This is a genomic window from Pinirhizobacter sp. (assembly GCF_035317885.1).
Lineage (GTDB): Bacteria > Pseudomonadota > Gammaproteobacteria > Xanthomonadales > Rhodanobacteraceae > Pinirhizobacter.
Genome location: NZ_DATHFX010000458.1, coordinates 1 through 7,960, shown reverse-complemented (window position 1 = coordinate 7,960; position 7,960 = coordinate 1). Strand labels below are relative to the sequence as shown.

At 65.1% G+C, this 7,960-nt stretch carries 8 protein-coding genes and 1 pseudogene; 4 read left to right on the top strand and 5 right to left on the bottom strand.

The features are described 5' to 3' along the window. The 4 genes and pseudogenes from VK519_RS15135 to VK519_RS15120 all read right to left on the bottom strand — a co-directional run. Positions 1-668 (bottom strand): annotated as a pseudogene (locus tag VK519_RS15135) (ABC transporter permease); the annotation flags it as partial. Positions 669-678: 10 nt separating this feature from the next. After that, on the bottom strand, positions 679-1,845 hold the full coding sequence (locus tag VK519_RS15130; RefSeq protein WP_324351104.1) for an ABC transporter permease: 1,167 nt from the start codon (positions 1,843-1,845) through the stop codon (positions 679-681). A gap of 12 nt (positions 1,846-1,857) precedes the next feature. Continuing rightward, on the bottom strand, positions 1,858-2,544 hold the full coding sequence (locus VK519_RS15125) for an ABC transporter ATP-binding protein (protein WP_324351103.1): 687 nt from the start codon (positions 2,542-2,544) through the stop codon (positions 1,858-1,860). A 71-nt stretch (positions 2,545-2,615) separates the two neighbouring features. Continuing rightward, a complete protein-coding gene (locus VK519_RS15120; protein WP_324351101.1) occupies positions 2,616-3,857 on the bottom strand; it encodes an efflux RND transporter periplasmic adaptor subunit in 1,242 nt (413 codons plus the stop codon). Positions 3,858-4,180: 323 nt separating this feature from the next. Here VK519_RS15120 and VK519_RS15115 point away from each other — a divergent pair, with 323 nt between their 5' ends. From VK519_RS15115 to VK519_RS15105, 3 genes are all read left to right on the top strand, one after another. After that, entirely contained in the window at positions 4,181-4,867 is a 687-nt protein-coding gene (locus VK519_RS15115; RefSeq protein WP_324351100.1) for a fumarylacetoacetate hydrolase family protein, read from the top strand. An 80-nt stretch (positions 4,868-4,947) separates the two neighbouring features. Further along, complete coding sequence (mscL, locus tag VK519_RS15110) at positions 4,948-5,355, top strand: large-conductance mechanosensitive channel protein MscL (protein ID WP_324351099.1); 408 nt, start codon at positions 4,948-4,950, stop codon at positions 5,353-5,355. A 63-nt stretch (positions 5,356-5,418) separates the two neighbouring features. Beyond that, positions 5,419-6,858, top strand: a complete 1,440-nt coding sequence (locus VK519_RS15105) for a M20/M25/M40 family metallo-hydrolase (protein ID WP_324351097.1) — start codon at positions 5,419-5,421, stop codon at positions 6,856-6,858. Here the strand turns inward: VK519_RS15105 and VK519_RS15100 are convergent. After that, positions 6,855-7,310 (bottom strand): carboxymuconolactone decarboxylase family protein, encoded by a 456-nt coding sequence (locus VK519_RS15100; RefSeq protein ID WP_324351096.1) that lies wholly within the window; start codon positions 7,308-7,310, stop codon positions 6,855-6,857. The two genes, VK519_RS15105 and VK519_RS15100, sit on opposite strands and share 4 nt — an antisense overlap. A 74-nt stretch (positions 7,311-7,384) precedes the next feature. Between VK519_RS15100 and VK519_RS15095 the strand changes: the two genes are divergently transcribed. Continuing rightward, positions 7,385-7,960 (top strand): sigma-70 family RNA polymerase sigma factor (locus VK519_RS15095; RefSeq protein ID WP_324351095.1); only part of this gene is annotated, 576 nt, incomplete at its 3' end.

Genomic DNA, 7,960 nt, shown 5'->3' with positions numbered 1-7,960 from the left:
GTCCAGGCCTGGTTACCGAGGCGGATCTCGTGGCCCGGGACCATTCCGGCGAACTGCTTCGCCGCGCCCTTGCCTACGATCAGTTCGCGCATGCCTGGGTTGAATTTGCGCCCTTCGATGATCTTCACTTCCGGGCGCACGGCCCAGACCTGTTCGCCCACGCCACGCAATTGCACGCTGCCTTCGTCGTCGGCGGTGCCGCCCTTGATGGGAAGGTTCGCCGCCACGACGAGTTCGGGTGAAGCCAGGGGCTTGCCCTTGGCGTCCTGCGCGATCCCCTCTGCCTGCGGCACCAGCACGACGCTGTCGTGGTCGAGCACGGACATCACTTCGGAGGCCGAGGACCCGCGCATGACGATGGCAGTATCCGCGCTGCCTGTTTTGCGCAGGGTCTGGCTATAGCCTTCGGCCATGGCCAGCAGGGCCACCAGCACGCCCACCACTCCGGCGATGCCGATGACGATGACCGATGCCGAACCCAAGCGCTGGCGCAGCGTGCTCACACCCACCGCAGTCACCGAAGCGGCCTGCTTGCCGCGGCGGGTGAAGAGCATCCACGCCGCCACCACCACGGCCAGGGCCACGGCTCCCCACCAGGGTACGAGGACCCAACCGGCGATAAGCGCCGCCAACAGGATCAGCAAACCAAGATTGATCAGGAATTTCATGTGGTTCTCCCTAGCGACCAGCCAATGCATCGACGATGTTCAGGCGCATGGCGCGCAGCGCGGGTAGCAGGCCGACCAGCAGGCCGATCGCCACCATCAGCACCAGGCCCAGCACCCAGCTGTTCGCACCTACCCCGGGGAGGTTCAGCATGCCGCCGCTGCCCGCCGCAACCGCCGGCACCATGACGGTGGCCAGGCCCAGGCCAATCACCCCGCCAAGCAACACCAGCAGGATGGATTCGGCCAGCACCATGCCCAGCACGCTGCCGCTGGAGAAACCGATCGTCTTGAGCACCGCCAGTTCGCTGGTGCGCTCGCGCACCGCCTGCATCATGGTGTTGCCCGACAAGAGCAACAGGGTGAAGAACACCGCGCCCATGATCGAGCCCACGATCAGGCCGATGTCGGCCAGCTGCTTCATCCAGCTGGCGGTGGCGGCCTGTTCGGTCTGCGTGCGGGTTTCGTGATCGGAATTGGCCGAGATCGCATCGATTGCCTTGGCAACGCGATCAGCCTGGTTGACGTCGGTCACGCGGGTGACATACCAGCCGACGGAACCCTGGTTGTAAGGCGTGGTCTCGTCGAAGTACTTCCAGTGCAGCAGCATCAGCTGGTCGTAGAAGCCGCCGGCTTTCTTGTCTTTCGAATGGATGATGCCGACGATGTCGAAACTCCAGTTCTTGTCGCCCTGCCTGTTGGGGAAGATGGTCGACTGCATCGGGATCTTGTCGCCTAGCTTCCAGCCGAAACGCTTGGCCAGTTTCTCGCCCACAAGGATGCCCGTACGGGTGTCATCGAAGGCCTTGCGCTCGGCCGCGCTCACGTCCATCTCGGGATACAGGTCGACGTAATTGTTGTCCACCGCGAAGCTGAAGACCTGGTTGTGCGGGTCCTGGTAGGCACCGCCGAACCAGTTGGCATAGGTCACCATCTTCACGCCGGGCACCTGGGCGATCTGCGCTCCAAGCGCCGAGGGCAAGGTCTGGATGAAAGAAAGCTTCGAGCCGGTCTGCAGGCGCTGCGCACCGTTGGCGCTTTGCCCGGCCTGGTTGAACGAGGTGCGCACGGCATCGAGCATGCCGAACAACAAGAACGCGGTGATGATGGAAACGAGGGTAAGGATGGTCCGGGTCTTGCGCCGGAACAACGCCGCCCATATCAGGTGCAGGTATTTCATGGCCGACTCCTTTTAGGCGGTTGCCTGTTCGACCAGGGTGCCCTTGTCCAGGTGCAGGACATGATTGGCAGCCTCGGCGGCCTTGGGATCGTGGGTGACCATCACGATGGTCTTGCCGTGCTCGCGGTTGAGTTCGCGCAGCAGGCCAAGCACTTCCTCGGCCGATTGGCGGTCCAGGTCGCCGGTAGGCTCGTCGCATACCAGCAAGGTGGGATCGGAAACGATCGCCCGGGCGATGGCCACGCGCTGCTGCTGGCCGCCGGAAAGCTCGCCAGGCTTGTGCGATGAACGATCGTCCAGTCCCACCAGCTTCAGCGCGACGGCGGCGTTCTGCTTGCGCTGCGAGGCCGAAAGCTTGGTCAGCAGCAACGGCAGTTCCACGTTGCGCTGCGCCGAAAGCATCGGCATCAGGTTGTAGAACTGGAACACGAAACCCACGTGCTGCGCACGCCAGCGCGCCAGCTGGCCGCCACCGAGCTGGTCGATGCGCTGGCCGCCCACGGTGATGTTGCCGCCGGTGGGTGAGTCCAGGCCGCCGATGAGGTTCAGCAAGGTGGTCTTGCCCGAACCTGACGGACCCATCAATGCGAGGAAATCGCCCTGCTCGATGGCAAGGTTGACGCCATGCAGTACTTCCACCTTCTGCTTGCCGCGCTCATACACCTTGCTGACGTCGCGGATGTCGATAAGCGTACCCATGGTCCTCTCCCGATCGGTGCGCCGGCGGCGTGCCGGCAAGGTAATGCGTTGATTGAGTGGAAATCTTCGGTTCAGGGCGTTTTCGCAGGCTCCACCGCGGCGCCGTCGCGAAGATCGTCTGCCGGCGACACGACCACGGTGTCGCCGGCGTTCACGGCGGACGGCACGAGGCGAAGCTCGCCATAACTTTGCGTGGCGGGCGTCACCGCATGCTGACGCGCGCGGTTGTCGGCCACCACGAACACCACGTCGTGGCCATCGCGCTGCACGATCGCCTTGGCCGGCACCAGCACGCCCTTGGGGGGCGCCGCGGCCTTCACGGGCCGCGCATCCAGGAAGGACACGCGCACACCCATGTCCGGGACGATGCGTTCGTCCTTCAATTCCAGTGCCACGCGCACCTTCACCGTGGCCTTGCCGCGGTCGGCGGCGGGAACGATGGCGATCACGTGGGCGGGAATTTTCCAGTCGGGATAGGCGTCCAGGATGGCCTCGGCAGCCATGTCCGCCTTGACGCGGCCGATATAGGCCTCGTTGACATCCACGTCGATTTCCAGCGAATCCATGTCGACGATGGTGCCCACGCCAGTGCGGGTAAAGCCGCCACCGGCTGAAAGCGGCGAGACGATTTCGCCTACCTGCGCGGCCTTGTCGGTGATCACGCCGTCGAAGGGTGCGCGTACCACGGTGTAGTCGTAGTTCACCTGGGCCACGTTCACCTGCGACTGCGCTGAATCTGTCTGTCGATGGGCCGAACGCAACTGGGCCACCAGTGCATCGGTGGTTGCACGCTGCTGCTCGGCGGACTGTTTCGACACCAGGCCACGCTGGGCCAGCGCATCGGCGCGGATGACATCGCGGCGCGCCTGTTCGAGTTGGGCCGATACTTGCGCTGCCTGTGCGCTGCTCGCCAACGCGCTGGCCTTGGCAGCCTCGAGGCTGGCACGGTAACCGTTGTCGTCCAGACGAGCCAGGACCTGGCCCTTCTTCACCCGATCGCCTTCCTCGATCAACACTTCGGTGAGCGTGCCGGTGATCTGCGCCGATACCGTGGCCTGGCGGCGCGCGGTGATGTAACCGGTAGCCTGCAGCACGGAACCGGCACCGGACTGCGCCGTCGGCGCCGTGGCCTGGGCCGTCTGCACCGGCACCGCCTTGTTGCCCAGCAGCCACCAGGCGACAGCGGCGCCGATGGCCAGCACCAGCACGACCACGCCGACGATGATGGCGACCTTCAAACCGTTACCGCCGCCGTGCGACTCGCGCTGGGCGTGGTCGATGCGCAGTTGCTTCAGGAGTTCCGCGTTGCTCATCCCTTTCCCTTTCCCTGTAGGTCCGCGTGGGTGTGCCACGCATCGCGCCGTGGGTATGGCGATGTTGCTAGCTTGGCTGATGCCCCACATGCCAAGTAATGGCGGCCGATCAACCGCCTTCGATGACAGCTGTCATTTGTGCGGACGCCCCTTCGAACACGCTCCGCCCGGCAGGATACGGGGCCGGACGGGCAAAAACACGACCTGGCACATCTATGCCTAGACAGCTATTTCCCCTGGATGAAGAACCTGTCACGACAGGTTTGACAGCACAGGCACCCCCGCGCACGATGGATCGTCCCCTCCGCTGAAGTCCCTCCCTCATGAACTACGCACTACCCGTTCCCGACGTCCCCTCCATTGCCATCGACGGCCTGCCCCTGCGGTTTCCGGTGCGCCGGGTCTTCTGCATTGGCCGCAACTACGCCGAGCATGCGAAGGAAATGGGTGGCACCGTGGACAAGGCCAGCCCGATGTTCTTCACCAAGCCCGCCGATGCCCTGGTCACCGATGGTGCCGACGTACCCTATCCATCGGCGACCTCCGACCTTCATCACGAGGTGGAGATGGTGGTGGCGCTCAAGGCCGGCGGCAGCGATATCGACCCTGCCGACGCCCAGGCCCTGGTCTATGGCTATGCCATCGGCCTGGACCTCACCCGCCGCGACCTGCAGGCCGCCGCCAAGGCCAAGGGTGCGCCGTGGGACACCGCGAAAGGCTTCGACCACTCCGCGCCGATTTCCATGCTGGTGCCGGCCGATCGCGCCGGGGTGAATGGCGACACGCCCATTGCCTTGTTCGTCAACGGCCAGAAGCGCCAGTCGGCGACCCTGGGCGAAATGGTGCATTCGGTACCCGAGATCATCGCGGCGCTGTCGAAGCTGTATGAGCTCAAGGCCGGCGACCTCATCTACACCGGCACGCCCTCAGGTGTCGCCGCCTTGCAGCGTGGCGACCGGTTTGAAGCTACGTTGGGTAATATCGTCTCGCTGGAAGGCCGCATTACTTGAGGCGATTTGCACCATCACCACATGCTGGCCATTAGGCTTCGCGCTAGACACCATCCCATCAGCCCTCCGAGGAGACATCGATGAGCTTCGCCGCCGAATTCAAGAAATTCGCCTTGCGCGGAAACGTGATTGACCTCGCCGTGGGCGTGGTGATCGGTGCCGCGTTCGGCAAGATCGTCACTTCGCTGGTGGAAAACCTCATCATGCCGCCGATCGGCTACCTGATCGGCGGTATCGATTTTTCCAGCTACAAATGGGTGCTGAGTCCGGCGGACGCCGCCACCAAGACCGCCGAGGTAGCGGTGCAGTACGGTGTCTTCATCAACGTGGTGATCCAGTTCGCGATCGTTGCGCTGGCGATTTTCGCAGTGGTGAAGATGATCAACCGGCTTACGCGCCACGAGGAAGCGGTGGCGCCGCCCACCGCCGACCAGGTGCTGCTTGCCGAGATCCGCGACCTGCTCAAGAAGCAACAGGAACTGCCATAGGTCACGGCCGCGACCAGGCCGCGATGGCGGCATAATCGAGGTTTCACCTGACGGGGAATATCGATGCGCCGCCCACTTCGCCTTACCGCCCTGGCCGCGGGCCTGGTCTTCGCCAGCGGCGCCTTCGCCGCCAGTTCCACCACGATTCCCGCCGATGCGGTCACCGCGGCCACCAGCCTGCGCGACAAGGCCATGGCCGATGACACCGCCTATAACGTGGTGACCTCGCTCACCACGGAAGTGGGCGCGCGCCTGGCCGGCTCCCCCGCCGACCAGCGCGGTCGTGACTGGGCCGTGGCCAAGTTCAAGGCACTGGGCTTCGACAAGGTGTATGTGGAACCGGTGACCTATCCGCTGTGGGAGCGTCACTCCGAACACGGCGCCATCGTCGGTGAGCATGCACAGAATCTTGCGCTTACCGCCCTGGGGTACTCCGCCGGCACGCCCTCCGGTGGCCTCACCGCCGAGGTCGTGGCGTTCCCGACGCTGCAGGCGCTGAAGGATGCGGATCCCGCCAGCATCAAGGGCAAGATCGTCTACGTCGGCGCGAAGATGACCCGGCAAAAGGATGGCCACGATTACGGCATCGGTTCGCCCATGCGCACGCAGGGTCCGGTGATCGCCCAGTCCAAGGGTGCTGCCGCATTCCTCCTGCGCTCGGCAGGCACCGATGACCATAGCCGTACGCCGCATACGGGCGTCACTGGCTTCACCGATCCGGCCAAGGCCATCCCTGCAGCTGCACTGTCGCTGCCCGACGCCGACCAGATCGAACGCCTGCTGGCGATGGGCCAGCCCTTGCAGGTGAAACTCGACCTCGACGTCGGTTTCAAGGGCACCTACACCGGCGCCAATGTGATCGGCGAGATCACCGGCAAGAAGCACCCCAACGAAGTCGTGGCCATCGGCGGCCATCTGGATTCGTGGGACCTGGGCACCGGCGCGATCGACGACGGCGCGGGCGTGGCCATTGCCATGGCCGCCGCCAAACTGATCCACGACATGCCCCAGCGCCCGGACCGCACCATCCGCGTGATCGCCTTCGCCAACGAGGAAATGGGCTTGTGGGGCGGCCGCGCTTATGCCGACAAGCACGCCGGTGAAGTGGCGAAGTTCCAGCTGGGTACCGAATCGGATTTCGGCTCAGGCCCGGTGTGGCGCATGACCGCCAGCGTGAAGCCCGAGGCTCGTGCTGCCATCGAGCAGATCGCCAAGGTGCTCGAGCCGATCGGCGTGGCCTACGACGCGGACAAGCCCGGCGGCGGTGGTTCGGACCTCTCGCAGATGCACCGCAAGGGCATGGCCGCGCTGACGCTCACCCAGGACGGCACGACCTACTTCGACTTCCACCACAACGCCAACGACACCCTGGACAAGATCGATCCGAAGGAACTGGCGCAGAACGTGGCGGTGTACGCCACGTTCGCTTACATGGCGGCCCAGGCGAAGGGTGACTTCGGTTCGGCCCCGGGTGCCTTCGCCAAGGACGGGGCGCGCGACTAACCCCAGGACATCACCGGCTGGCGTACCGCCACGTTCAGCCGGTTCCACACGTTGATGTTGGCGATGGCCACGATCAACGCGGCGCGGGCCTTTTCGTCGTAGTGTGCCGCGACGTCGTCCCAGACGTGATCGGGGACGGCGTCGGCCTGGTCGGCCAGGCGGGTCATCGATTCGGCAAGCGACAGGGCGGCGCGCTCGCTGTCGGAGAAGAAAGGCGCTTCGCGCCAGGCGGCTACCGAGAACAGGCGCTCGTCCGATTCGCCCTTCTTGCGGGCCATCCGCCAGTGCATGTCCACGCAGGCACTGCAACCATTGAGCTGGCTGGCACGCAGTTCCACCAGATCCAGCGTGGCCTCCGGCACGCCCTGCCCTTCGGTCGTCTTCTTCAGCGCCATCAGCGCCTCGCGGGCCTCGGGGATGACCAGCGCCGGATTCGTCATGCGTGCTTTCATGGTATTTCCTCGTCACATGTGTGTTGTGGGGTACGTCTGACAGATAGACGATGCGACGAAGGAAAACGTGACCGATGAACAATAACGACAGCCTGGCCCGGGCCTTCGATGCCCAGCGCAGCCACCTCAATGCCGTGGCCTACCGCATGCTGGGGTCGGCCAGCGAAGCCGAGGACGCCGTGCAGGAGGCCTGGTTCCGGCTGGGACGGCAAGGTGAATCGGTGGACAACCTCCGTGCGTGGCTTACCACCGTCGTCAGCCGCATCTGCCTGGATACCCTGCGGGCGCGGCGCGCGCGGGCCGAAGACGCGCTCGATGAAAGCGACGATGCCCACCTGTCCGACCACGACCGCGGCGTGGACCCGGAACACCAGGCGATGCTGGCCGATGCCATCGGCCCGGCGATGCTGGTGGTGCTGGACACGCTGGCGCCGTCCGAACGGCTTGCCTACGTGCTGCACGACATGTTCGGCGTGGCCTTCGAGGACATCGCGGTGATCGTGGGTCGTTCCACGGACGCCGCAAGGCAACTGGCCAGTCGCGGGCGTCGCCGCGTGCAGGGCCTGGGGACACCTCGCGCGGGCACCAGCCAGATGCGCCGCACCATCGTCGAGGCGTTCCTGAAGGCCTCGCGCGAAGGGGACTTCGGC